This window comes from Pseudoxanthomonas sp. Root65 (assembly GCF_001427635.1).
GTDB lineage: Bacteria > Pseudomonadota > Gammaproteobacteria > Xanthomonadales > Xanthomonadaceae > Pseudoxanthomonas_A.
Window position 1 is genome coordinate 211,572 of the sequence record NZ_LMHA01000001.1, and the last position, 23,271, is coordinate 234,842.

Annotated in this window: 23 protein-coding genes and 1 tRNA gene; 13 read left to right on the forward strand and 11 right to left on the reverse strand. The window is 67.4% G+C overall.

What is annotated here, in order from left to right:
- Nucleotides 1–91: 91 nt before the first annotated feature.
- The 4 genes from ASD77_RS00870 to rsmD form a co-directional block, all read right to left on the reverse strand.
- Nucleotides 92–340 carry a YfhL family 4Fe-4S dicluster ferredoxin gene (locus ASD77_RS00870; RefSeq protein WP_055940809.1) on the reverse strand — a complete coding sequence of 83 codons (249 nt, stop codon included), beginning with the start codon at nt 338–340 and terminating at the stop codon, nt 92–94.
- Nucleotides 341–463: 123 nt separating this feature from the next.
- On the reverse strand, nt 464–958 hold the full coding sequence (locus ASD77_RS00875; protein WP_055936004.1) for a hypothetical protein: 495 nt from the start codon (nt 956–958) through the stop codon (nt 464–466).
- 46 nt (nt 959–1,004) lie between these two features.
- Nucleotides 1,005–1,514, reverse strand: coding sequence for a pantetheine-phosphate adenylyltransferase (coaD, locus tag ASD77_RS00880; RefSeq protein WP_055936008.1), 510 nt, complete (start codon nt 1,512–1,514; stop codon nt 1,005–1,007).
- The gene (gene rsmD, locus ASD77_RS00885) at nt 1,511–2,155 is read right to left on the reverse strand and encodes a 16S rRNA (guanine(966)-N(2))-methyltransferase RsmD (protein WP_055936011.1); all 645 of its coding nucleotides are present in this window, start codon (nt 2,153–2,155) and stop codon (nt 1,511–1,513) included. Before rsmD ends, coaD begins: the two co-directional genes overlap by 4 nt.
- Before the next feature lie 152 nt (nt 2,156–2,307).
- Here rsmD and htpG point away from each other — a divergent pair, with 152 nt between their 5' ends.
- Nucleotides 2,308–4,206, forward strand: a complete 1,899-nt coding sequence (gene htpG / locus ASD77_RS00890) for a molecular chaperone HtpG (RefSeq protein ID WP_055936015.1) — start codon at nt 2,308–2,310, stop codon at nt 4,204–4,206.
- Between the two features lie 214 nt (nt 4,207–4,420).
- Here htpG and ASD77_RS00895 read toward each other — a convergent pair whose 3' ends face one another.
- Entirely contained in the window at nt 4,421–4,717 is a 297-nt protein-coding gene (locus tag ASD77_RS00895; RefSeq protein WP_055936017.1) for a hypothetical protein, read from the reverse strand.
- Between the two features lie 119 nt (nt 4,718–4,836).
- Here ASD77_RS00895 and ftsY point away from each other — a divergent pair, with 119 nt between their 5' ends.
- The 3 genes from ftsY to ASD77_RS00910 all read left to right on the forward strand — a co-directional run bounded on the left by ftsY (nt 4,837) and on the right by ASD77_RS00910 (nt 7,467).
- The gene (ftsY, locus tag ASD77_RS00900) at nt 4,837–6,048 is read left to right on the forward strand and encodes a signal recognition particle-docking protein FtsY (protein WP_055936020.1); all 1,212 of its coding nucleotides are present in this window, start codon (nt 4,837–4,839) and stop codon (nt 6,046–6,048) included.
- An 87-nt stretch (nt 6,049–6,135) separates the two neighbouring features.
- Entirely contained in the window at nt 6,136–7,194 is a 1,059-nt protein-coding gene (gene mutY / locus ASD77_RS00905; RefSeq protein WP_055936023.1) for an A/G-specific adenine glycosylase, read from the forward strand.
- Between the two features lie 3 nt (nt 7,195–7,197).
- On the forward strand, nt 7,198–7,467 hold the full coding sequence (locus tag ASD77_RS00910) for an oxidative damage protection protein (protein ID WP_055936025.1): 270 nt from the start codon (nt 7,198–7,200) through the stop codon (nt 7,465–7,467).
- Between the two features lie 18 nt (nt 7,468–7,485).
- Here ASD77_RS00910 and ASD77_RS00915 read toward each other — a convergent pair whose 3' ends face one another.
- On the reverse strand, nt 7,486–7,938 hold the full coding sequence (locus ASD77_RS00915) for a DUF6491 family protein (protein ID WP_055936027.1): 453 nt from the start codon (nt 7,936–7,938) through the stop codon (nt 7,486–7,488).
- Nucleotides 7,939–8,114: 176 nt separating this feature from the next.
- Here ASD77_RS00915 and ASD77_RS00920 point away from each other — a divergent pair.
- The 4 genes from ASD77_RS00920 to ASD77_RS00935 all read left to right on the forward strand — a co-directional run bounded on the left by ASD77_RS00920 (nt 8,115) and on the right by ASD77_RS00935 (nt 10,316).
- Nucleotides 8,115–8,190 (forward strand) — tRNA-Phe (locus ASD77_RS00920).
- A gap of 68 nt (nt 8,191–8,258) precedes the next feature.
- Complete coding sequence (locus ASD77_RS00925; RefSeq protein ID WP_055940813.1) at nt 8,259–8,969, forward strand: rRNA pseudouridine synthase; 711 nt, start codon at nt 8,259–8,261, stop codon at nt 8,967–8,969.
- 148 nt (nt 8,970–9,117) lie between these two features.
- Nucleotides 9,118–9,402, forward strand: coding sequence for a hypothetical protein (locus ASD77_RS00930; protein WP_055936029.1), 285 nt, complete (start codon nt 9,118–9,120; stop codon nt 9,400–9,402).
- Nucleotides 9,403–9,917: 515 nt separating this feature from the next.
- Nucleotides 9,918–10,316, forward strand: coding sequence for a hypothetical protein (locus ASD77_RS00935; protein WP_055936031.1), 399 nt, complete (start codon nt 9,918–9,920; stop codon nt 10,314–10,316).
- Nucleotides 10,317–10,329: 13 nt separating this feature from the next.
- On the opposite strand, the gene ASD77_RS00940 is transcribed toward ASD77_RS00935, so the two are convergent.
- Nucleotides 10,330–10,845 (reverse strand): Rid family hydrolase, encoded by a 516-nt coding sequence (locus ASD77_RS00940; RefSeq protein ID WP_055936034.1) that lies wholly within the window; start codon nt 10,843–10,845, stop codon nt 10,330–10,332.
- A gap of 210 nt (nt 10,846–11,055) precedes the next feature.
- Between ASD77_RS00940 and ASD77_RS00945 the strand changes: the two genes are divergently transcribed.
- Entirely contained in the window at nt 11,056–11,358 is a 303-nt protein-coding gene (locus ASD77_RS00945) for a hypothetical protein (RefSeq protein ID WP_082563053.1), read from the forward strand.
- Between the two features lie 7 nt (nt 11,359–11,365).
- Here ASD77_RS00945 and ASD77_RS00950 read toward each other — a convergent pair whose 3' ends face one another.
- The 3 genes from ASD77_RS00950 to ASD77_RS00960 form a co-directional block, all read right to left on the reverse strand.
- Nucleotides 11,366–12,409, reverse strand: coding sequence for an alpha/beta hydrolase (locus tag ASD77_RS00950; RefSeq protein ID WP_055936040.1), 1,044 nt, complete (start codon nt 12,407–12,409; stop codon nt 11,366–11,368).
- Nucleotides 12,410–12,548: 139 nt separating this feature from the next.
- A complete protein-coding gene (locus ASD77_RS00955) occupies nt 12,549–14,003 on the reverse strand; it encodes an MFS transporter (RefSeq protein ID WP_055936043.1) in 1,455 nt (484 codons plus the stop codon).
- Between the two features lie 124 nt (nt 14,004–14,127).
- Nucleotides 14,128–16,671 (reverse strand): glycoside hydrolase family 3 protein, encoded by a 2,544-nt coding sequence (locus tag ASD77_RS00960; protein WP_235578443.1) that lies wholly within the window; start codon nt 16,669–16,671, stop codon nt 14,128–14,130.
- A gap of 399 nt (nt 16,672–17,070) precedes the next feature.
- On the opposite strand from ASD77_RS00960, the gene ASD77_RS00965 reads away from it, so the two are divergent.
- The 4 genes from ASD77_RS00965 to dxs all read left to right on the forward strand — a co-directional run bounded on the left by ASD77_RS00965 (nt 17,071) and on the right by dxs (nt 22,159).
- On the forward strand, nt 17,071–17,544 hold the full coding sequence (locus ASD77_RS00965) for an LEA type 2 family protein (protein WP_055940818.1): 474 nt from the start codon (nt 17,071–17,073) through the stop codon (nt 17,542–17,544).
- Nucleotides 17,545–17,583: 39 nt separating this feature from the next.
- Complete coding sequence (locus ASD77_RS00970; RefSeq protein WP_055936046.1) at nt 17,584–19,380, forward strand: acyl-CoA dehydrogenase C-terminal domain-containing protein; 1,797 nt, start codon at nt 17,584–17,586, stop codon at nt 19,378–19,380.
- 94 nt (nt 19,381–19,474) lie between these two features.
- Nucleotides 19,475–20,128 (forward strand): HNH endonuclease, encoded by a 654-nt coding sequence (locus tag ASD77_RS00975; RefSeq protein WP_082563054.1) that lies wholly within the window; start codon nt 19,475–19,477, stop codon nt 20,126–20,128.
- Between the two features lie 126 nt (nt 20,129–20,254).
- Nucleotides 20,255–22,159, forward strand: a complete 1,905-nt coding sequence (dxs, locus tag ASD77_RS00980) for a 1-deoxy-D-xylulose-5-phosphate synthase (RefSeq protein WP_055936051.1) — start codon at nt 20,255–20,257, stop codon at nt 22,157–22,159.
- A 21-nt stretch (nt 22,160–22,180) separates the two neighbouring features.
- Here dxs and ASD77_RS00985 read toward each other — a convergent pair whose 3' ends face one another.
- A complete protein-coding gene (locus ASD77_RS00985; RefSeq protein WP_055936054.1) occupies nt 22,181–23,206 on the reverse strand; it encodes a TraB/GumN family protein in 1,026 nt (341 codons plus the stop codon).
- Between the last annotated feature and the right edge of the window lie 65 nt (nt 23,207–23,271).

Genomic DNA, 23,271 nt, shown 5'->3' on the forward strand with positions numbered 1-23,271 from the left:
AACGCAACAACGAACAACAGGGCGAACAGACGGCGATGGATCACGACTTCTCCTGGACGGATACCGGGACGAAGCACGCGCCGTGGCGGAGTCAGCCGGCCTGCAGCCGGAGCATCTTCGCCAGCAGTGCTTCGTGGGTCTCAGGATACGCCGGATCGGGGTCGATGCATTCCACCGGGCACACGACGACGCATTGCGGCTCGTCATGATGGCCGACGCATTCGGTGCAGCGCGCCGGATCGATCACATAGATCGTCTCGCCCATCGAGATGGCCTGGTTGGGACAGGCGGGCTCGCAGACATCACAGTTGACGCAGAGTTCGTTGATCTTGAGGGACATGACTTCCATTGCTCCCGTCGAAACGGGACTCAGTGACGGCTAGAAGTCACTGGATCCCCGCCTGCGCGGGGATGACCTTCCGGCAGAGGCGTGGCCGCCGTATGKCGGCCACGCGCCGGAAGGTCACTTGGCTTCGACGAAGACGTATTCGGCGCTGCTCGGGGTGACGGCGGCCTTGACCCGCTCGCTGTCCTCGGCCTTGCCGATGAACAGCACGCGCACGCCCTTGAACGAGTCGACGGCGGCGCCTTCGAACGCGGCCACGGCCAGGTCGGCGATCTTGGCGCTGTTCGGCGAGCCGAACGCGATCAGGTTGCCGCTGCTCACGCCACGCGCCACGGCGCCCTTGGCCTGCTCCAGCTGGCGGCCGTACTTGGCGTCGAACTCCGGGTCGGTCTCGGCCGGCAGGTAGTACACATACGGCGTGCTGGTGATCGTGCCCATGTTGGCGTCGACCACCTTGCTCAGGTATTCCTTCCACGGACCGTCTTCGGCGGTGGTCGGCGCGACCAGCGCGACTTCGGCCGGCTCGGCCGGGGCTTCGTCCTGCTTCTTGCACGCCGCGAACGGCAGCACGAGGCAGGCGGTGAGCAGCATGCGGATTGCGATCTTCTTCATGGGTAATCCCCCTCCTGGTGAAACGGTTGTCGAAACGGTGGGGCGCTCAGGCGCCCTGCTTGTCTTGCTGCCATTGCGCCTTGAGCGCCGCGGTGACCGCCGGCGGCACGAAGCCGGAGACGTCGCCGCCCAGCCGGGCGATCTCGCGCACCAGCGACGAGGAAATGAAGCCGTACTGCTCGGCCGGGGTCAGGAACAGCGTCTCGACCTCCGGGATCAGGTGGCGGTTCATGCTGGCCAGCTGGAATTCGTATTCGAAGTCGGACACCGCGCGCAGGCCGCGCAGCAGCACGCCGCCACCGACCGCCTTGACGAAGTGCGCCAGCAGGCCGTCGAAGCCCTGCACTTCCACATGCGGGTGCCGGGCCACGGCCTCGCGGGCCAGCGCGACCCGCTGCGCCAGCGGCAGCGCCGGTCCCTTGCCCGGGCTTTCGGCCACGCCGATGATCACGCGCTCGAACAGCGGCGCGGCCCGGTCGATCAGGTCGATATGGCCATTGGTGATGGGGTCGAACGTGCCGGGGTACACGGCCGTCCGGGTGCGCGCCACAGTCATTCAGTCGTCGCCGGCGGGTCGTCGGGCCGAAGTGTAACAGCGGCGTGATGGCCCGGGGCGCGATACAGCGCGTAGCGGACCTCGCGCGTGCGACCCTCCCGGTGCAGGGCCCAGGCCGGTGGAACCGCCGGCACGATGTCCGCCGGCGATTCCACGTAGATCCAGGCCCCGGGCGCCAGCCGCGGCACCAGCGCCTCCAGTGCGCGGCCCCACAGGGCGTCCGCGAACGGCGGGTCCAGGAACACCAGATCGAAGGCCTCGTGGCGGCCACCCAGCCAGGCCAGCGCATCCGCCGCATGCACCTCGGCCGGCGCGGACAGCTTCGCCACCACTTCGCGCAGCGCGGTGGCGAGGCCGGGGTCGCGTTCCACCAGCACCGCCCGCGCGGCCCCGCGCGACAGGGCTTCGAGCCCCAGCACGCCGGTGCCGGCGAACAGGTCGAGCACGCGCGCCCCCGGCAGGGCCGGCATCAGCCAGTTGAACAGGGTCTCGCGCACGCGGTCGCTGCTGGGCCGCAGGCCGGGACGCTCCGGCACCGCCAGCTTCGTGCCGCGCCAGCGCCCGCCGATGATCCGCACCTGCCCGATGCCGCGCAGGGCGGCGGCGGGAGCGGCAGGGGGGCGACGAGCGTTGCGGGGCATCGGGAAACCGGGAGGGGAAGGCTCCGCATGATACGACCCCGGCGCGCCCCTCCTGCAGGACCTCGCGGGTTGAAATCGGCCGCCCCACCCATACACCGGGAGCCATCGGCCGCGCCGGCGGCCCGCATGACGATCCAAGGAGCACGTCCACGATGACCACCGAAACCCGCAAGGAAACACTGGGCTTCCAGGCCGAAGTGAAGCAGCTGCTGCAGCTGATGATCCACTCGCTGTATTCGAACAAGGAGATCTTCCTGCGCGAGCTGGTCTCCAACGCCGCCGACGCCGCCGACAAGCTGCGCTTCGAGGCGCTGAAGGACCCGAAGCTGCTGGAGGAAGACCCCACCCTGCGCATCCGTATCGGCTTCGATGCCGCCGCGCGCACGGTGACCATCGACGACAACGGCATCGGCATGAGCCGCGACGAAGCCGTCGCCCACCTCGGCACCATCGCCAAGTCAGGTACCGGCGAGTTCCTGCGCGCGATGTCCGGCGACCAGAAGAAGGACGCCAACCTGATCGGCCAGTTCGGCGTGGGTTTCTACAGCGCCTTCATCGTGGCCGACCGCGTGGACGTGTTCAGCCGTCGCGCCGGCCTGCCCGCCGGCGAGGGCGTGCACTGGTCCAGCGCCGGCGAAGGCGATTTCGAGGTCGCCACCGTCGACAAGCCCGAGCGCGGCACCCGCATCGTGCTGCACCTGAAGGACGGCGAGGAAGGCTTCGCCGACGGCTGGAAGCTGCGCGGCATCATCAAGAAGTATTCCGACCACGTCGGCCTGCCGATCGAGATGCCGAAGGAGCATCACGGCGAAGACGCGCCCGCAGCTCCCGAATGGGAAGCGGTCAACAAGGCCAGCGCGCTGTGGACGCGTGCGAAGTCCGAGATCAAGGACGAGGAATACACCGAGTTCTACAAGCACATCGCCCACGACTTCACCGACCCGGTGGCGTGGAGCCACAACAAGGTCGAAGGCAAGCTGGAATACACCTCCCTGCTGTACGTGCCCGGTCGCGCGCCGTTCGACCTGTACCACCGCGACGGCGCCAAGGGCCTCAAGCTGTACGTGCAGCGCGTCTTCATCATGGATCAGGCCGAACAGTTCCTGCCGCTGTACCTGCGCTTCCTGCGCGGCGTGGTGGATTCGTCCGACCTGTCGCTCAATGTCTCGCGCGAGATCCTGCAGTCGGGCCCGGTGGTGGACTCGATGCGCTCGGCGCTGACCAAGCGCGCGCTCGACATGCTGGAGAAGCTGGCGAAGGACAAGCCCGAGGACTACAAGGCGTTCTGGACCCACTTCGGCCAGGTGCTGAAGGAAGGCCCGGCCGAGGACTACGCCAACCGCGAGAAGATCGCCGGGCTGCTGCGCTTCGCCTCCACCCACGACGCCTCCGGCGAGCCCAGCGTCGCCCTCGCCGACTACGTGGGCCGCATGAAGGAAGGCCAGGACAAGCTGTACTACCTGACCGGCGACACGCACGCGCAGATCAAGGACAGCCCGCACCTGGAAATCTTCCGCAAGAAGGGCATCGAAGTGCTGCTGCTCACCGACCGCATCGACGAATGGCTGATGGGCTACCTGACCGAGTTCAACGGCAAGTCCTTCGCCGACGTGGCCCGCGGCGACCTGGACCTGGGCGCGCTGGACAGCGAGGACGACAAGAAGGCGCAGGAAGAAAGCGCCAAGGCGAAGGAAGCGCTGACCAGCCGCATCAAGACCGTGCTGGGCCTGGACGTTGCCGACGTGCGCGTCTCGCACCGCCTGACCGATTCGCCCGCCATCCTCGCCATCGGCCAGGGCGATCTGGGCCTGCAGATGCGCCAGCTGCTGGAAGCCAGCGGCCAGCAGGTGCCGGAGAGCAAGCCGGTGTTCGAGTACAACCCCGACCACCCGCTGATCGCCAAGCTCGACGCCGAAAGCGACGCGAACCGCTTCAACAGCCTCACCCGCGTGCTGTTCGACCAGGCCGCGCTGGCCGCCGGCGAAAGCCTCAAGGACCCGGCCGGCTACGTGAAGCGGCTCAATTCACTGCTGCTGGAACTGTCCACGTAGTAGAACCCTCCTTGCAGTCCCCTCTCCCCGTGCAACGGGGAGAGGGTGCCGAAGGCGGGTGAGGGGCGAACGGAGACGGTACGCTCCTGATCCGTAGCCCGGTTAGAGCCACAGGCGAAACCCGGGACCACGCGATCTCCGGTGCGGCACCGAAACCGTCCACGCGAACAGCCCCCGGGTTTCGCTGCACTCTACCCGGGCTACGGGGTGCAGTTCAGGCCCTGACGTCCAGCAATCCACCCAGCGTCTGGTCCGCCACCTTCAGCACGAACAGGTTGGCGCCGGCCATCGCCTTGTAGGTCAGCATCGCGGCGAGGTCTTCGACCGGGGCGCCGGGATCGGCGGGCGCCTCGACCACGCGCGCGGACACACCACCCGCCTCGGCCGACAGCGCCACAGACTGCCGCGTGGCCTCGGGCGTGGCCAGGTTGGCGATGTTGTGCGCCGCAGCCTGCATGCCGAGCGAGGCGGCGCGCAGGCCCGAGGTGGCGATGCCGGCGATGGCGTTCATGCGGGGACTCCGGGTTCTCCGCCCTCGATATCGGCCACCCCCGGCCCCACTTGAGTCCTGTGTCCAAGCGCCCGACAGCCGGGTGGTAGCATGTCGCCCTCTTCGAGATACCCCCTGCAATGATCGGTTTTTTCCGCCGCAAGAAGCCCCAGGACGGTGCCGACACCGCCCAGACCCGTCCCAGCATCGAGGAACTCGCCGCCGCCTTCCCGCGTGCGCCCAGCGAGCCGTTGCCGGCGGACGATGCCCCCTCTTCTCCCCCCTCCGCGGAGGAGACGTTGTCGAAGGCGGATGGAGGAGAAAGCCAGGTCGTCGTGCAGACGGAAGCGGCGACGGCTGTCCCCGCATCCCAGGCCGCTCCCATGCCAACACCGGAGAGCGAACCTGAAGGCGCCCCCGCTGCCGCGGCCGGCAAGCCCGGCTGGCGCGATCGTCTGCGCCGCACCAGCGCCGCGCTGGGCCTGGCCGGCCTGTTCACGCGCAACCCGCGCCTGGACGACGATCTGCTGGACGAAATCGAGACCGCGCTGCTGACCGCCGACGTCGGCGTGCCGGCGACCACCGCCATCATCGAAGACCTGCGCAAGCGGATGAAGGCGCGCGAATTCGCCGACGCCCAGGCGCTGCTGAAGGCGCTGCGCGCCGACCTGATCGCGCTGATCGCGCCGGTCGCCAAGCCGCTCGCCATCGATGCCAGCCGCAAGCCCTTCGTCGTGCTGACCGTTGGGGTCAACGGCGTCGGCAAGACCACCACCATCGGCAAACTGGCGCGCCGCTTCAAACAGGACGGCCATAGCCTGATGCTGGCCGCCGGCGATACGTTCCGCGCCGCCGCCGTCGCGCAGTTGCAGACCTGGGGCGAACGCAACGGCGTGCCCGTGGTCGCGCAGGGGCAGGATGCGGATGCCGCGTCGGTCGCGTTCGATGCCCTGCAGTCGGCCAAGTCGCGCGGCACCGACGTGCTGATCGCCGACACCGCCGGCCGCCTGCACACGCAGACCGGGCTGATGAACGAACTCGGTAAGATCCGCCGCGTGCTCGGCAAGATCGATCCCGAGGCGCCGCACGAGGTGCTGATGGTGATCGACGGTACCACCGGCCAGAACGCGCTCTCGCAGCTGCGCCAGTTTCACGCCGCCGTCGGCGTCACCGGCTTGGTAGTCACCAAGCTCGACGGCACGGCCAAGGGCGGCGTGGTGTTCGCGCTGGCACGCGAGTTCGGCATCCCGATCCGCTACGCCGGCATCGGCGAGCGCGTGGAAGACCTGCGCGTGTTCGATGCGGAATCGTTCGTCGATGCGCTGCTGCCGGAAGCGCTGGGTGGCAGCTGACATCGCAGCATCTGCTGTTGTGGGAGCGACGTCAGTCGCGATGACGCCATCGCGGGGGTTGATCGCGACTGACGTCGCTCCCACAGGATGCTGTACGTGAGCGCTGACTCCTTCCCCCATCGCCTGCTCGCTTGGTTCGACGATCACGGCCGCCACGACCTCCCCTGGCAGCACCCGCGCACGCCGTATCGCGTGTGGCTGTCGGAAATCATGCTGCAGCAGACACAGGTGGCCACCGTCATCCCGTACTTCCTGCGCTTCGTCGAGCGCTTCCCGACCTTGCCCGACTTGGCCGTCGCATCCACCGACGACGTGATGGCGCACTGGGCCGGGCTGGGCTACTACGCCCGCGCACGCAACCTGCATGCTGCAGCGAAAGCCTGCGTCGCCGCGCACGGCGGCGAACTGCCGCGCGATTTCGACGCCCTGCACGCACTGCCCGGCATCGGCCGCAGCACGGCAGGTGCGATCCTGTCGCAGGCGTGGAACGACCGCTTCCCCATCCTCGATGGCAACGTCAAGCGCGTGCTGACGCGCTTCCACGGCATTGCCGGCTGGCCCGGCTTGCCGGCGGTGGAGAAGCAGCTGTGGATGCTGGCGGAGCAGCATCTGCGCGATGTGCCCGACGGCCGACTGGCCGACTACACGCAGGCGCAGATGGATTTCGGCGCCACCCTGTGCACGCGCGCCAAGCCGGCCTGCGTGGTGTGCCCGTTGCAGGAAGACTGCGGGGCGCGTCGCGACGGTCTTACCGCCGCGCTGCCCACCTCCAAGCCATCCAAGGTGTTGCCCGAACGCGAGGCCGTGGCGCTGTGGCTGGAGAACGCAGACGGCGACATCCTGCTGCAGCGGCGGCCGGAGACCGGCATCTGGGCCTCGCTGTGGACGCTGCCGCAGGCCGACACCGATGCGGGCATGCGCGAGTGGTTCGCGCGCGAGGTCAAGGGAAACTACGACGCCGCGGAAGAACTGCCCGTCATCGTGCACACCTTCAGCCACTACCGCCTGCATCTACAGCTGCAGCGCCTGCGCAAGATCGCCCTGCGCGACGTGGTGCGCGACAATGACGGTCTGCGCTGGGTGGCGCGTGGCGATCTGGCCGCGCTGGGCCTGCCGGCGCCGATCCGCAAACTGCTAGGGAATTGACCGATGCCGCGCACCGTCTTCTGCCAGTACGAACAACGCGAAACGGAAGGGCTCGACTTCGTCCCCTACCCCGGCGAGCTGGGCAAGCGCATCTACGCCGACATCGGCAAGCCTGCCTGGGCGGCATGGCTGGCGCACCAGACCATGCTGATCAACGAAAACCGGCTGTCGCCGCGCGATCCCAAGCACCGCGCATTCCTGGAGACCGAACTGGAGAAGTTCCTGTTCGGCGGCGGCGCGGACAAGCCGGCCGGTTACCTGCCCACGCCGTAACTCCGACCGGCTTCCTTCTCAGGTCTTCGCTTCGCGCTCCACCGCGGCGGCTTCGCGCAGCTCCTTCTGGCTGGCGCGCAGGGCTTTCACGTCCAATGGGCGGATGGTCTGGATACGACAGGGAAGCTTGATGCTGGACGTGCCCGCCCCCAGCGGAATCACGTCGTCGAAGCGCGCCGAGACCCGGCTACCGAAATTCGTGATGCGGATCGCCATGGCATAGTCGAGGTCCTGGCAGGGACCGGACAGCTCCAGCAGGAAGGCCTCGCTGGGCTTGGTCCACACCGCCAGCGCGCCATCGCCCAGGGGGGACCAGCCATTGATGGTGCCGAAATAGCGGAAGTCCTTGACCGGCTCGCCGGCGTGGCTGCGGTAGAAGGCCAGCTTTTCTGCGTCCGTCTGCTGGGGGCCGGTGGCGCAGGCGGCCAGCGTCGTCGCCATCAGCAGGGCAAGAAGCGTCACGTGTTTCATGGTGTTTGCCTGTCGGTGCGTGGAGGGGCGCACTCCCGCATGCATGATGCCCCCGTCCCGGCGGGCCGGCGGCGGCTCGAAGGCCCGCCATTCAGCGCTTGTCCGGCTTGCCATCGCCCCGGGGGGTCCGTATCATTGCGCCTCTTCTGCCGTACGCCTGTACCGCGCAAGACCATGGCCTGGTAGCTCAGTTGGTAGAGCAGCGGATTGAAAATCCGCGTGTCGGTGGTTCGAATCCGCCCCGGGCCACCATATCGTTTACGGAAGGCCTGCAGCGATGCAGGCCTTTTTCGTGCCCGCCAGGAGCACCGGTGTCGCCCATGCCCGAACCCATCCGCCTTGCCAAGCGTGTTGCCGAACTGACGGGCTGCTCGCGCGCCGAAGCCGACCAGTACATCGAAGGCGGCTGGGTCACGGTTGACGGTGAGACGGTGGAAGCCCCCCAGCACCCGGTCACCGACGAACGCGTGGAAATCGATCCCGCCGCGAAACTCACCGCCACCGAACCCGCCACGCTCCTGCTGCACAAGCCCGAAGGCATCGCCTGGCAGGACGCCGCCGCCCTGGCCGTGCCGGCCACGCACATCGCGGACGACGACAGTGGCGTTCGCCCGCTGAAGCGCCATCTGCAGCGGCTGACCGCGCTGATGCCGTTGGACACGGAGGCGAGCGGGCTGATGGTGCTCAGCCAGGATGGACGCGTGTGGCGACGCCTGACCGAGGACTACGCGCAGATCGAGCAGGAATTCGTGGTGGAGATCCGCGGCGAGACCGGTCCCTATACGCTGAGCCGCATCGGCCACGTACCCACCTACCAGGGACGCGGCCTGGCGCCCTGCAAGGTCAGCTGGCAGAACGAGGTGCGGCTGCGCTTCGCGATCAAGGACGTGCAGCCCGGCGAGCTGCGCCACCGTTGCCGGGAAGGTGGACTGGACGTGGTGTCGATCCGGCGCCTGCGAGTGGGGCGTGTCGCCCTGTCCAAGATGCCCGTCGGGCAATGGCGCTACCTGCCGACCGGTACGCGCTTCTAGGCCGTCAACGGCAAACGTATCCGCCGTCCGCAGGAGAGTCCGCAAGCGGTCAAAGCCTGGAACGACTGCCCACGCGCGCGCCACGCCGCTTCACATGCCTGTCCACATATGACGACTAGGCTGGCCGCAGGTTTTCCGAGGATCGGCCATGCGACTTCCCACCCTGTTGTGCGTCTTCCTGCTCACTGCCTGCGGTAGCGGTGGCGCTGCGCGTGGCGGCGATGCACCCACCTGCGCCAGTGTTGCCGCCAAGCAGCGCGCCGCCGAGAACGTGGACGAAGCCTACGAAGAGATCCGCCAGCGCACGGTGACATCGCCTACCGAAAAGAACCAGCAGAAGCTGTCGGAAGCCGCGACTGAATCGGCCGCCGCCAATGCAGCGCTGGAGGCGGCGAAAGCCGAGCAGGCGGCCGGACGTTGTCCGCCGGATTAACTGCCTGGCGCAACGGCAACGCTGCGGGTCGCGCGCGGCGCCACATCTTCCCCCCTCATCGCGGCGTCACGCGATGCCGCGTCCTGATGGCAGACCGAGCAGTCGTGCGTTTCGTGGACCGACACGAGCTTCCGTTCACAGCCTGACCGACCCTGGTCCAGGCCTTTGCCATTGCCATGGAGCCAGGTGGCCAGCAGCACGACGGCCACGACGCACCACCCGAGGATGGATCGGGAATTTGAATCAAGCGGCATGATGGAACGCTCGTTGTGGCGGATCTGCGCCCGCGACTGCACAGGATGTGCATGGGCTGGAGTCGACATGTGATATCGCCGCGCGTGCATCAATCCGGACAACGGCGGGCGCGACGGACCGACAGACGGAATCGCGGGGACGGTCCATTCGCGGGCCGCCGCACTTTGCCGCATCAGGCGAGTCGCGTTTCACAGGACTGCTCTCGCGGACACCACGCCTGCCGCTGCCTATCCTTCGGGATCCATCCCTGCAGGCTGCCCATGACGCACGTCTCCACTTCCTACGCGATTGGCCAACGCTGGCGCTGCCTCGGGCGCCATGCGGCCGAAACGCCGGTACTGACCATCAACCGCATCGATCAACATCCGCTCGGCGGCGAGATCCTGCACGTGAGCGTGACCAATGCGCACATCCGCCATCCCGGCCTGCGCAACGGCGTCATCACCACCTTCGCCCACCTTCCGATCATCGGCCAGGTACTGGAGCGCAGCGATGCGGAACTGGTCGGCCAGGGCATGCCCGACCCAGCCTACCTGGACGGCTACCACCAATGGAAGCAGGCCTTCGACGCCGGTCATGCCGGCTCCTACGGCATACCGCTGGCCGAGATCCTGGATCTGATCGAAATGATGCTGGCCAAGCGCGATACCGGCCACTGACGCTACAGGACACTCAGGGGGTCGCCGCTCGTGGTGCCGGTTTCGGTATGTCCGCCTTCGGGGCGCGACCGGAACCGATCATCGCCACCGCGCGCATTTCCACCACCGCCCCCGGCGCCAGCAGCGCACTGGTACCCACGGCGCTCCATGCGGGGTAATGCGTCGGGAAGAACGCGTGGTGGATCGGCGCGAAGCGGGCGAATTCCGCCTGGAAGCCCTGCGGATCGGTGGGCCCGGTGTGGAAGGTGGTCAGTTCCACCACGTCGGCATAGGTGGCGCCCGCCTGCGCCAACTGCTTGCCCAGCGCCTCGAACATGCGCCTCACTTTCTCCTCGTAGGTGCCCGGGCCGGCCGCCGGAATACCGGAAACGATCACCATGTCGCCCACCTTCACGACCGGCGTGTAGTGCCAGTCGTGGTAGGCGGCCTCGTGACCGGGCGGAGCGAAGTGCTCGCGCGTCGGCGCGTCCTGCGCATGGATGACCGGTGCGGCCAGGCAGAGCAGCAGGCAGGACGTCAGGCGGATCATGTCGGGCACCTCAGGTCGGAACCGCAGTCTTGCGCCACATGTTCCGCTCGCCATGTCCCATCCGTCACGTCGCTGCGACGCGGGCCACCGGGCGCTGAATGCCGCGCCCGCCAAGGGGACGCAGCCCCGGGTCTTGACGTCGCTTCCACGCAGCCTGTCGCAAGGTCGCTGCACACCTCCCTTGCCCGGAATTCCCGAGTGAACATCGTCATGAAGACGTCCGCACATGTGCTCCCCGATCGCTTCACCTGGCTCCGCACGGACGCCGGCCACGACCTGTATGTGGACGACACGCTGATCGCCGAGATTCGCCCCGTCAACGCAGGCCTGATGCTGCGCGTATGCGTCGACATGGGCGACATCGCCCCGTTCGAGATGGCGGTGCGCTGCGAGGAGCGCGCGATCGGCTGGGCCACGCAGTGGGCCCGGCAGCGTGCCGGGTTGCTGTGCCGCTACGCCGACCGCCGGCGTACCGCAGGGGTGGCGCCCGCCGGGCTGGCATTGGCCAGCTGATCCCCGCTCACTTTGCGGAAGCAGGGTCCTGCGCCAGTCCCTGCAGGAAAGCGACGCTGCGCTCCATGGCCCGGCGCCCCGCCTCGGTGTCCAGGTTGAACTGGTATTCGTGCGGAAGTGCAGGCATGTAGTCCTTCGGGAATAACAGCGCATCCACCCTCACCCCCTTCGCCTCGAGCGCAGCGGCAAGCGCGCGCGAATGCGGTTCAAGCGGATCAGCATTGCCTGCGCTGATGAAGGAAGGAGGAAACGCAGGGGTGACATGGCGCGCGACCGAAAACGCATCCAGCCGAGGGTCGTCGTGGAAGTCCTTGCGGCCGAGGTACGACCACAGCACGGTACGCATGAAAGCGGCAAAGGGGCTGTCCCATTGCACGAGAGCGGCATCGTAGGGGCCACAGAACAGGACCGTGCCGACAAGCTGGCCGGGGCGCAATGCAGGTACCAGCCCGACGCGTTCGGCGTGCGTCGGCGAGGTGGTGGCGTTGGCCACTTCTGCCGCGATCTGTGCCCCTGCCGAATCGCCGGCCAGCACAATGCGGCGGGTGTCGATGTTCAGTTCGTCCGCGTTCGCCTGCAGATAGCCGAGCGCGGAATTGACCTGACGCGCAGGCGTGGGCCAAGTCGCCCCCGGCGCGATGGCGTAGTCCACATTAACCACCACGAAGCCGCGTGCAGCCAGGATGCGCAGGTAATTGGCGATGTCGCCACGACGCCCCGAAACGAAGCCGCCGCCGTGTATCCAGACCACCGTGGTCAACCGCTGGGCGCTACCCTGCACGTGCGCGGGAAAGTAGACGTCTAACAACGCATCCGGCTCCGCCCGGTCGTATACCAGGCCACGCCGCTCAGTGACCCCGGCAGGCACATGCTTGCGCAAGGCGTCCGACGCCTCGGTCGCGCCCTTGTCGAACGCCCAGCGGATCAGCAGGACGGATGGCCAAGGACTCAACTGGAACGCCGCCCAGGTGCCGACTCCCAGCACGGTCAGGCCGAGCAGCATGCGCAGCGTCCAGCGACGCCCTGTTCCGCCCTGCTTCGACGTCGCCATCTCAGCCTCCCTCGTCCAGGAGCCTCTGTGCCCTGGCGAGTTTTACACCTGCCGCCCGGCAAAAGAAAAGCCACCGGGCCGGAGAGTGGCCCGATGGCTTGTAGGATGCGCGCCGGCCTCTCTCCGGCGCGCACCGCACTCAGTGGCCGCTGCCGGCGGCGAGCTTGTCCAGGTCGATGCCCTGCTTGCGCAACGTGCGGGTAGCGGCGATGGCATAGAACGCCAGGTAAGCGAAACACGCCACGCCGACGATGAAGCTGAAATGCACGCCCACCTGGTCCGCCAGTGCGCCCTGCGCCAGGCTGACGAAGCCGCCGCCCATGATCATCATGATCAGCAGGCTGCTGCCCTGGTTGGTCTTGTTGCCCAGGCCGGTGATGGCCAGCGCGAAGATGCAAGGCCACATCGTGCTGCAGAACAGACCCACGCTGATGAACGCCACCACGCTGGTCCAGCCGGTGGTGAACATGCCGATCAGCAGCGCGGCGATGCCGCAGATGGCGAAATACAGCAGCATGCGCGCAGGATTACCCTTGCTCGCCAGCGTCGCCAGGATCATCAGCACGATGACGGCGGCGTAGCCGAAGAACTGCGACACCTCGTGTTTCATGATCGCGTTGACGGCCAGGAACACGCCGAATGCCACATACGGCAGCAGCAGCGTCAGCCAGCGCTTGGCGCCGGCACCGACGTTGAACGCACCGGCCGCGCCGCCCCAGCGCCCGATCATCAGGCTGGCCCAGTACAGCGACACGAACGGCGCGATCTGCGAGGTCTCCAGGCCCAGGCCTTCCGGCGATTCCAGGTAGGCCGGCAGGTTGCTGATGGTCGACACTTCCACGCCCACGTAGACGAAGATGGCGATCATGCCCAACACCAGCTGCGGATAGCCCAGCGCCGATTTCTTGTGAATCAGCTTGCTCGTGTCCTGCGCTTCGGACTCGGACAGCTTCTCCAGATCAATGTGATTGGGCACCGACGAGAACTTCAGGAAGATCGCCACCAGGATGAAGGCCACGCCCAGCACCAGGTAGGGCGTCTTGACGCTTTCGATGCTGGCTTCGGTGCCGCCCGACAGCACGCTGCCGAAGATCGCCACGCTCACCAGCAGCGGGCCGATGGTGGTGCCGAAGTTGTTGATGCCGCCCGCCAGCGTCAGCCGCTGCGCGCCGGTCTTGGGATCACCGATGACGATAGCCAGCGGGTTGGCCGCGATCTGCTGCAGCGAGAAACCCAAGCCGACGATGAACAGACCCGACAGCATGAGGCTGAAAGAGCCCGAGTTGGCCGCCGGATAGAACAGCAGCGTGCCGAGCGCCGAGATCACCAGACCCAGGCAGATGCCGTTCTTGTAGCCGATCTTGTTGAGCAGATCGAGACCGATGATCTTGGAGACCGCCACGTAGATCAGCGAGCCCACGGTGTACGCCACGTAGAACGCGACGGCGACGTACTGGCTCTGCGCCTGCGTCAGGTTGAAGGCTTTCTTGAACACCGGGATCAGGATGTCGTTGCTGGCGGCAACGAAACCCCAGAAGAAGAACACGGTGATCAGCACGCCGAACTGCGACCATCGGGTCGTTTGGGTGGTCATGGATTGGTATGCCTGCTGGTATGGGATCCGGACGGAACGGCCAGCCTACGGAGCCGCCGCGCGATTGCAACTTGCACTGCGTCAGTGCCCCGCGGGAATTCCACGGGGCGCTGTGCGAACGAACTTACTGGGCGCACTTCACTGCATCGGCGGCGTCGGCCGCGCCGGCCACCACCTGGATGTTGGTGAAGGCGGCGGCGAACGGGGCGTCGGCGGTGATGCTGAAAGGCGTATCCACGCCACTCAGGTCGGCGCCCCGCTTGCCGAAGCAGGCCAGCGGCACCTTGACCGTCTGCTTCCTGCCGACAGCGTCGCCGGAGAACGTCGCGGTCAGGTCCAGGCTGGCGCCGCAGTTCGCCCCGCAGCCGACGGTGAACTGCACCGGCTGGGTAGGCGCCTGCCTGACGATCACGTCGAACTGCACGGCACCGCGCGCGGTCGCCATCGAGGTGAAGTTGTTCTTCGACGGGTTGCGGGCGAAGAAGCGCGCCGGCGCCAGCCAGGTCACTTCCTTGGCGTCCTGCTGCGTGTTGACCTGCACCGTGGTGACCTGCAGCGCGGGCTTGGCCTGGGGCCAGCGGTGCATGGCGTTCATGTCGGCGCCCACCGCCTGCTCCTGACTGCCAGCGGCCATCTGCAGGGTGAAGGGCGCGATGTCCGACTGGTTGAACACGCCCATCGCAGTGGCATCACCGCAGCTGGCCGTGCTGTCTTCCGGCAGCTTGCCGACGTTGCTGCTGTCGCCGTAACGCAGGCCAACGTCCAGCGCGAACTGTGGCGTGCTGTCGGCCTTCGGACAGGCCACGGCCGGCCACGGGAACGTCAGCTTGCCGCGGAAATCGTGCGCCGGCTTGCCATCGGCACCGGCCACCAGCACGTCGGTGACGCCCTTGCCTTCCGTGCCTGGCAACCAGGCAGCAACGAAGCTGCTGGACAGGTTGATCAGGTCGTTGGCGTAGAGCGGGCGGCCGGACAGGAACACGGTGACGACCGGCTTGCCGGTCGCGGCCGCCGCCTTCAGCGTGGCCAGATCTTCCGGATGGCGACGGCTGTGCGCCACGGTGTCGGACGGCACGATGTCGCCATTGGTTTCCGCATATGGCGTTTCGCCGATCGCGGCCACGATGACGTCATACGTGGTCGGATCCACGCCTTCGGCACTGTCGCGCAACTGCACGTTCGCCTCACCCAGCTGCTCGCGCAGGCCGGCGGCGATGCTGTCGGCGTTGGGGAAGTCGGCGTTGGTGTTGTCGGTACCCTGCCAGGTCAGCGACCAGCCGCCGGTCTGGTTGGAAATGCTGTCGGCGCTCTTGCCGACCAGCAGCACGCGCTGCCCTTTCTTCAACGGCAGTGCGCCACCGTCGTTCTTCAGCAGCACCAGCGATTCGCGCACGGCGCGCCGCGCCAGGTCGCGATGCACCAACGCCTCCGGCTTGCCGGCATGCTGGCTGGCCGACGGCTTGTGTTCCCACAGGCCGGCGCGCAGCTTGACGCGCAGGATGCGCATGACTGCGTCGTCGATGCGGGCCTGCGGAATCTCGCCGGACTTCACCTGGGCGATCGTGTTGGTGATGAAGGACTTCCACTTGTCCGGCACCATCACCATGTCGATGCCGGCGTTGATCGCCTGCGCACAGCGGTCGTCGCTGCAGCCGGTGACCTGGCCGATGCCGTTCCAGTCGGAAACGACGAAGCCGTCGAAGCCCATCTTCTCCTTCAGCGCGACCGTGAGCAGATCGCGTGTGCCGTGCATCTTGCCGTAGTCCTTGCCGGCGGCCACGTCGTTCCAGCTGTTGAAGGACGCCATGACGGTCTGCACGCCGGCTTCGATCGCGCCGTAGTAGCCCTGGCCGTGGACGTTGATCATCGTGGACTGGGTGACCGTGGCATTGCCCTGGTCCTTGCCGCCGTCGGTGGCGCCGTCGCCGATGAAATGCTTGGCGGTGGCGACGACGTTGCCGTCCTTGTCCAGCAGGCCCTGCATGCCCTTGACGTAGGCGGCGGCGTATTCGCGGATCAGCGCCGGCTGCGAGGAATAGCTTTCGTACGTGCGGCCCCAGCGCGCATCCTGCGCCACCGCGACCGTGGGCGCGAACGTCCACGACACACCGGTGGCACGGGTGGACTGCCCGGTGGCTTCGGCGATGCGCTCGATCAGCTCGACGTCGTGCGCGGCGCCCAGACCGATGTTGTGCGGGAAGATCGTCGCGCCGTACACATTGCTGTGCCCGTGCACGGCGTCCGTGCCCCAGATCACCGGCACCGGGATCTTCGCATCGGTGGACATCGACGCGTCGTAGTAGGCATCGGCCAGCTTCACCCAGTCTTCGACCTTGGCGCGCTTGTTCATCGCCGGCCACGAACCGCCACCGTTGAGCACCGAACCGATGTAGTACGTGCGCACCTCGGCCGGCGTGATCGACTTGATCTCCGGCTGCACCATCTGACCGATTTTCTGTTCCAGCGTCATGCTGGCGAGGATCTCGGCGGCGCGCGCTTCGACGGCAGGATCCCGCGCGAAGCTGCTCTTCAGCGCCGGCCAGTCCTTCAGTTCCGCGGCATCGCGCGTGGCCGCAGCGGCGGACGCCTGTTCGGGTTCCTTCTGGGCGCTACACGACAGGCAGGCCAGCAGGCTGGCCCCCAGCAGGGTCACTCGGATCGGATTCACTCACTTCTCCCTTGGATGACGGCGCACCTCGCATCTTCGCGTAGCACACCTGATGGATGCCGGGCGCGTGCATCTCCACGCGCGCTCCGGCGCCGACAAAGACCTTCTGCAACCCCTCGGTCCGAGTCGGCGACACCGACAACCGCGTGCAGACCTGCCCGGCCCCACTTAGTTGACAGCGCTGTCATATCCAAGCCACGGAGGGGTGTCAACCAGATTCCCGTTCCAGGCGCCGCGTCGGCGAGGGTAGTGCCGGATTGGCGGGATCGAGGCTCACCGCGGCCTATCGGATTCGCTGCATCGCAACATCCTCCTGCGTGACGATTCCTCCCCCGACGCACCATTCCGGCTGCCATACGCCGTAGTATCCTGCCGCATCCCCTATGGAGCAGCGGCATGATGCGACGTACTTCCCTGCTGGCACTTCTGGCGGCGACGGCCCTGCTGGCCGGTTGCGGCGATGGCATGGTCCGGCGGGTCTCCGATCCCGCGGTGAGCGTGCAGCAGCTGACCGTGAAGGCCGATGGCCAGTGGGCGGTAGACCTGCGCCTGCAGAACTACAGCAGCATCCCGATGCGCTTCGACACCGTGGAGGTCGACGTGCAGGTCGGCGAGCAGGAGGCCGGCAAGCTGCGCGCCTCGCCCGGCCTGTCGGTCGGCCCGGAGTCGGCGGACGTGGTCACGGTCGCCTTCTCGCCCACCAGCGCCGGCCGCATCGCGGTGGCGGACGCGCTCGCCAGTCGCCGTACCCTGCCGTACACGTTGAAGGGCAGCGCCGGGGCGACCCCGGAAGAAGCCAAGCAGCGCACCTTCGACATCGATACCCGCAACACCCTCAACCCCGTCCCCGGCCTGGACGGCGTGCTGCGCTGAGCGCAGCGCTTCCCCTCATCCGCGTTTCCGAGAACCCGCATGCCCGCGTCCTACAAAGCTCCCCTGACCGATCTCCGCTTCGCGCTCTACGACGTGCTGGGCGTCGAAGCCTTGTTCCAGCGCCTCGGTTACACCGAGGCCACCCGCGACATCCTCGACGCCGTACTCGATGAGGCAGCGCGCTTCACCGAAACCGTGCTCGCGCCCCTCAACAGCGTGGGCGACGAGATCGGCAGCCAGCTCGACAAGGCGACCGGCGAGGTCACCACGCCGCCCGGCTTCAAGGCCGCGTATGCGCAGTTCGTGGAAGGCGGCTGGACCGGCCTGACCTCGTCGCCCGACTTCGGCGGCCAGGGCCTGCCGCACACCATGGGCGTGCCGCTCAACGAACTGGTCAACGCCAGCAACCTGGCCTGGGGCAACTTCCCGCTGCTGTCGCACGGCGCGGTGGAAGCGCTCAAGCACCATGGCGAGGCTTGGCAGCAGGAGGTCTTCCTCAAGCCGCTGGTCGACGGCCGCTGGACGGGCACCATGTGCCTGACCGAACCGCATTGCGGCACCGACCTCGGCCTGCTGAAGACCAAGGCCGAACCGAATGCCGACGGCAGCTACGCCATCACCGGCACCAAGATCTTCATCACCGCCGGCGAGCACGACCTGACCGACAACATCGTGCATCTGGTACTGGCCAAGCTGCCCGACGCGCCACCCGGCGCGAAGGGCATCTCGCTGTTCGTCACGCCGAAGTTCAAGGTCGCCCGCGACGGCACGGTCGGTGAGCGCAACGCGCTGGCCTGCGGCTCGATCGAGCACAAGATGGGCATCAAGGCCTCTGTCACCTGCGTGATGAACTTCGACGGCGCGCAGGGCTATCTGGTCGGGCAGCCGCACAAGGGCCTGCAGGCGATGTTCACCATGATGAATACCGCACGCCTCGGCGTGGGTCTGCAGGGTGTGGGCCTGAGCGAGCGCGCCTACCAGAACGCGTTGCGCTACGCGCGCGAGCGCCTGCAGACGCGCGCGCTCAGCGGCCCGAAGTACCCCGACAAGCCGGCCGACCCGATCATCGTGCATCCCGACGTGCGCCGCATGCTGCTGACGATGAAGTCGCTGATCGAAGGCAGCCGCCTGCTGGCGCTGCATGCGGGCAGCCTGATCGATGTGGCCACCCACGCCGAGGATCCTGCCGAACGCGAGCGCGCCGACACGCTGGTGAGCTTCCTCACACCCATCTCGAAGGCGTGCCAGACCGAATGGGGCATCGAGAACACGTACCACGCGCTGCAGTGCTTCGGCGGCCATGGCTACATCCACGAGCACGGCATGGAACAGCTCGCGCGCGATGCCCGTATCACCACGCTGTACGAAGGCACCACCGGCATCCAGGCGCTCGACCTGATGGGTCGCAAGACCGCCGCCACGCAGGCCGCCGGGCTCAAGCTGTTCCTGGCCGACGTGCACGCCTTCGTGCAGCAGCACAAGGACGATGCGTCGATGACCGAGTTCGTCGATCCGCTGCAGCAGAAGGCGGCCGAGTGGGCCGGACTGACCAAGAACATCCTGCAGCGCGCGGCGGCCAACCCCGAGGAAATCGGCGCGGCCAGCACGGACTACCTGTTCTACGCCGGCTATGTGGTGCTCGCCTACTGGTGGGCGCGCAGCGTGGCCGCCGCCGATGCCTCGTCGCATGGCGAGTCCTTCAAACGGGCCAAGCGCGAAACCGCGCGCTTCTACTTCGCTCGCATCCTGCCGCGCACGCTGGCCCATGCCGCCGCCATCGAATCCGGCGCGGACACGCTGATGGCGATGGACGAGGCGCGCTTCGGCGAGGCGTAATCTGGCGCCTGAGGAGTGCGGGCAGCGCGCTCCTCCGGTGAAAAGCCACGCGCGATACACATTTCGTCAACATTTGGGTATAACCTGCTTCTCCATGGAAGCAGACAGAGCTCAGCTTCACCTGGTCCAGACCGGTTCCCGCCTTTCACCGGTCCCGTCGCCGTCGTCTCCCCGTCCCCACCCCGCCGCCCTGCGACTGCTGTCGCTCGATGCGCATGGCCGCGTGCTCGACTGGATCAACTGGCAGGATGCAACCTGTCTGTACGCGCGTGGCGCGGTCGCCTGGACGCTCGGCGATCCCTGCCTGCACGTGCACGGCGGCGTCTCGCGGCTGACCGGCGAACAGAGCCTCATCGAACTGCATCCCATCGTGGCCTCGCGCGGCCACGCCCGGGCGCACGCGCTGTCGCCCACGCCAACGCTCACCAACACCGCACTGTTCGCCCGCGACGCGCACCTGTGCCTGTACTGCGGGCATGAGTACTCGCGCCCGCACCTGACCCGCGACCATGTGCTGCCGCTGTCCAAGGGCGGCAAGGACATCTGGGAGAACGTGGTGACGGCCTGCTTCCACTGCAATTCGCGCAAAAGCAACCGCACCCCGCAGCAGGCCCACATGCCGCTGCTCGCCGTCCCGTACCGGCCCAGCTGGATCGAGCACCTGATCCTGTCCAACCGCAACATCCTGGCCGACCAGATGGCGTTCCTGAAGGCCCAGCTCCCGAAGAAGTCCAAGCTGTCGGCCTGAGCAGGGCCACGTCGGTTCAGGCCATTCCTGAACCGCCCCGGCCCACCCCACGCCGGCTTCACGCGCTTGCTTGCCCCGCTTCACATCGGGGGGGGACAATAACGGCCTAGAACACGCCTGCCGCCAATGATCGCCCCCGACCGCTATCCCCGCCTGTCTCGCATCCATCTCCCGGCCGACCTGCGCCAGTTCGACGAAGCCGAACTGCCCGCCATCGCCGAGGAGCTGCGGGGCTACCTGATCGAGTCGGTGGGCAGGAGCGGCGGGCATTTCGGCGCCGGCCTGGGCGTGATCGAACTGACGGTTGCGCTGCACTACCTGTTCGATACCCCGCGCGACCGGCTGGTATGGGACGTGGGCCACCAGACCTACCCGCACAAGATCCTGACCGGCCGCGGCGACACCATCCACACGGTGAAGCAGAAGGACGGCGTGGCACCGTTCCCGAAGCGCGAGGAGAGCGAGTACGACACCTTCGGCGTCGGTCACTCGTCCACGTCGATCTCCGCCGCGCTCGGCATGGCGATTGCGCTGCAGCAACAGGGCGACGACCGCAAGGTGGTCGCGGTGATCGGCGATGGCGCGATGACCGCCGGCATGGCGTTCGAGGCGCTGAACCATGCCGGCGGCATGGAGCCCGAGCCGAACCTGCTGGTGATTCTCAACGACAACCAGATGTCGATCTCCGAGAACGTCGGCGGCCTGACCAAGATGCTCGGCCGGCTGAGCAGCAGCCGCACGCTCAACGCGCTGCGCGAAGGCGGCAAGAAACTGCTGGGCGACAAGAAGAAGCCGCCGGCGCGCTTCATGCGTCGCTGGGAAGAGCACTGGAAAGGCATGTTCGTGCCGTCCACGCTGTTCGAGCAGATGGGCTTCCACTACACCGGCCCTATCGACGGGCACGATGTGGAAGCGCTGGTCGGCGCCCTGAAGACGCTCAAGACGTTGAAAGGTCCGCAGCTGCTCCACATCCTGACCACCAAGGGCAAGGGCTACGAGCTGGCCGAGGGCGACCAGATCGGTTACCACGCGGTCGGCCCGTTCGATCCGGAGAAGGGCCTGGTCAGCAAGGGCGGCGCCAAGAAGCCCACCTACACCGACATCTTCAGCGACTGGCTGTGCGACATGGCCGCCGCCGAGCCGAAGCTGCTGGGCATCACCCCGGCGATGCGCGAAGGCTCAGGCCTGGTGCGCTTCAGCAAGGAATATCCGGAACGCTACTTCGACGTCGCCATCGCCGAGCAGCACGCGGTAACGCTGGCGGCGGGCATGGCCTGCGAAGGCAGCAAGCCCGTGGTGGCGATCTACTCGACCTTCCTGCAGCGCGGTTACGACCAGCTGGTGCACGACGTGGCGATCCAGAAGCTCGATGTGCTGTTCGCCATCGACCGCGGTGGCGTGGTCGGCCCCGATGGCGCCACCCACGCCGGCAACCTCGACCTGAGCTACCTGCGCTGCGTGCCGCACATGGTGGTGATGGCGCCGGCCGACGAAAACGAATGCCGGCAGATGCTGAGCACCGGTTACCACTTCAACGGCCCGGCCGCCGTGCGTTATCCGCGCGGCACCGGCCCCAGCGTGGCGTTGCAGTCGACGCTGGACACGCTGCCGATCGGCAAGGCGGACCTGCGCGTGCGCGGCAACCGCGTGGCGCTGCTCGCGTTCGGCTCCACCGTCGCGGCCGCCGAACAGGTGGGCCGCGAGCTGGGCCTGACCGTGGTGAACATGCGCTTCGTGAAGCCGTTGGACCGCGACCTGCTGCTCGAACTGGCGAAGACGCACCAGGGCTTCGTCACCATCGAGGACAACGTGGTGATGGGCGGCGCCGGCTCGGGCGTGGCCGAACTGTTCAACGAGGAAGGTCTGGTCATGCCGGTGCTGCACCTGGGCCTGCCGGACGAGTTTCAGCACCACGCCAGCCGCGAAGACCTGCTGGCGGAAGCCGGTATCGATGCGGCCGGCATTCGTGCCGGCGTGCTGAAACGCTGGCCTGCGTTGGCGGCGCTGCAGCCAAAGACCGCCGCAGGCTGATCGCCGCGGCGGTGCGCCGGATCACTCCGGCGCTTCCACCTCGTAACCCCTGGCTTGCAGCGCGGCGAGGTAACCATCGGACTTGACCAGTTGCCAGACGGGCAACGTGGCGAAGGTGATCCGGTTCTTCTTCAGCGCGCCCTCCGCGATCTCCAGCCAGCGTGCCTGCATCCGGTTTTCGACATCGGCGATACCCCGCTTGCGCGCGGTCTCGGTGTCGAACCACGCCGACGCGCAGGTCTGCTGCCAGTCCTGGCGGGCGCCCGAGCGCAGCGCCGACCAGTCGCCCACGGCCCAGGCGTTCGCGCGCGCCGCCACCAGCGGCAGGTCGCGCTCGATGACGTCCAGTGTCTTGCCGAAGCAGGCCAGGTCGCCGGGCTTGAGGGTTTCCTTGCGGAAATCCGCCAGCGCCGCGCGGGGATCGTCCAGCGTGAGCTTCAGCAGGGTGGTCGTGCGCTTCATCTTGCGCTGCTTCAAGGCCGCGTTGATCACCGGATCGATCACGCCACCTTCGCGCAGGCCGGCGTCCGACAGTGCCTCGACATAGAGTTGGTAGGCCGCGATCAGCGGGCGTTTCTTCTCGATGCCGCCATCGCGTCCCAGGTGACGCTGCTTGAGCACGCTCCAGCGCTGGTAAAGGTCGGCCGGCAGCACCTCGACCAGCTTCTGCCCATCCGGGTTCTTCGAGGCCTTCAACGCGGAGGGCAGCAGCGTCAGTCCGCGGAAGAACCCCACATCGGCGTCCACGGTGATGCCGGGCGAGGCCAGCACTTCGTCGGCCAGCCCAAGCACCTGATCGACCTCGTCCGATCGCCAGCGGATGTTCTTCGGCAACGGCGACTGGGTGCCCAGGATGTAGAGCAGGTGATCGCCATGACGCACTTTCCACAGCCCGGGACCGGGCTGCACGCCGGCCACCACCACGGCGTCCATGTCGATCACACCGTCTTCGGCGACCGCCGGTGCCGTGGACACGTCCTGCGCATCCGCAGGCACGGAAAGGATCAGCAGGGATGCCCACAGCATCCCCAAGAACGAACGGCGCATCCCGGACACTCGGTGTGGAAGGATCGCGGAAGTGTGCGCGTGCGCGGGCGTTACGGCGCGCATGG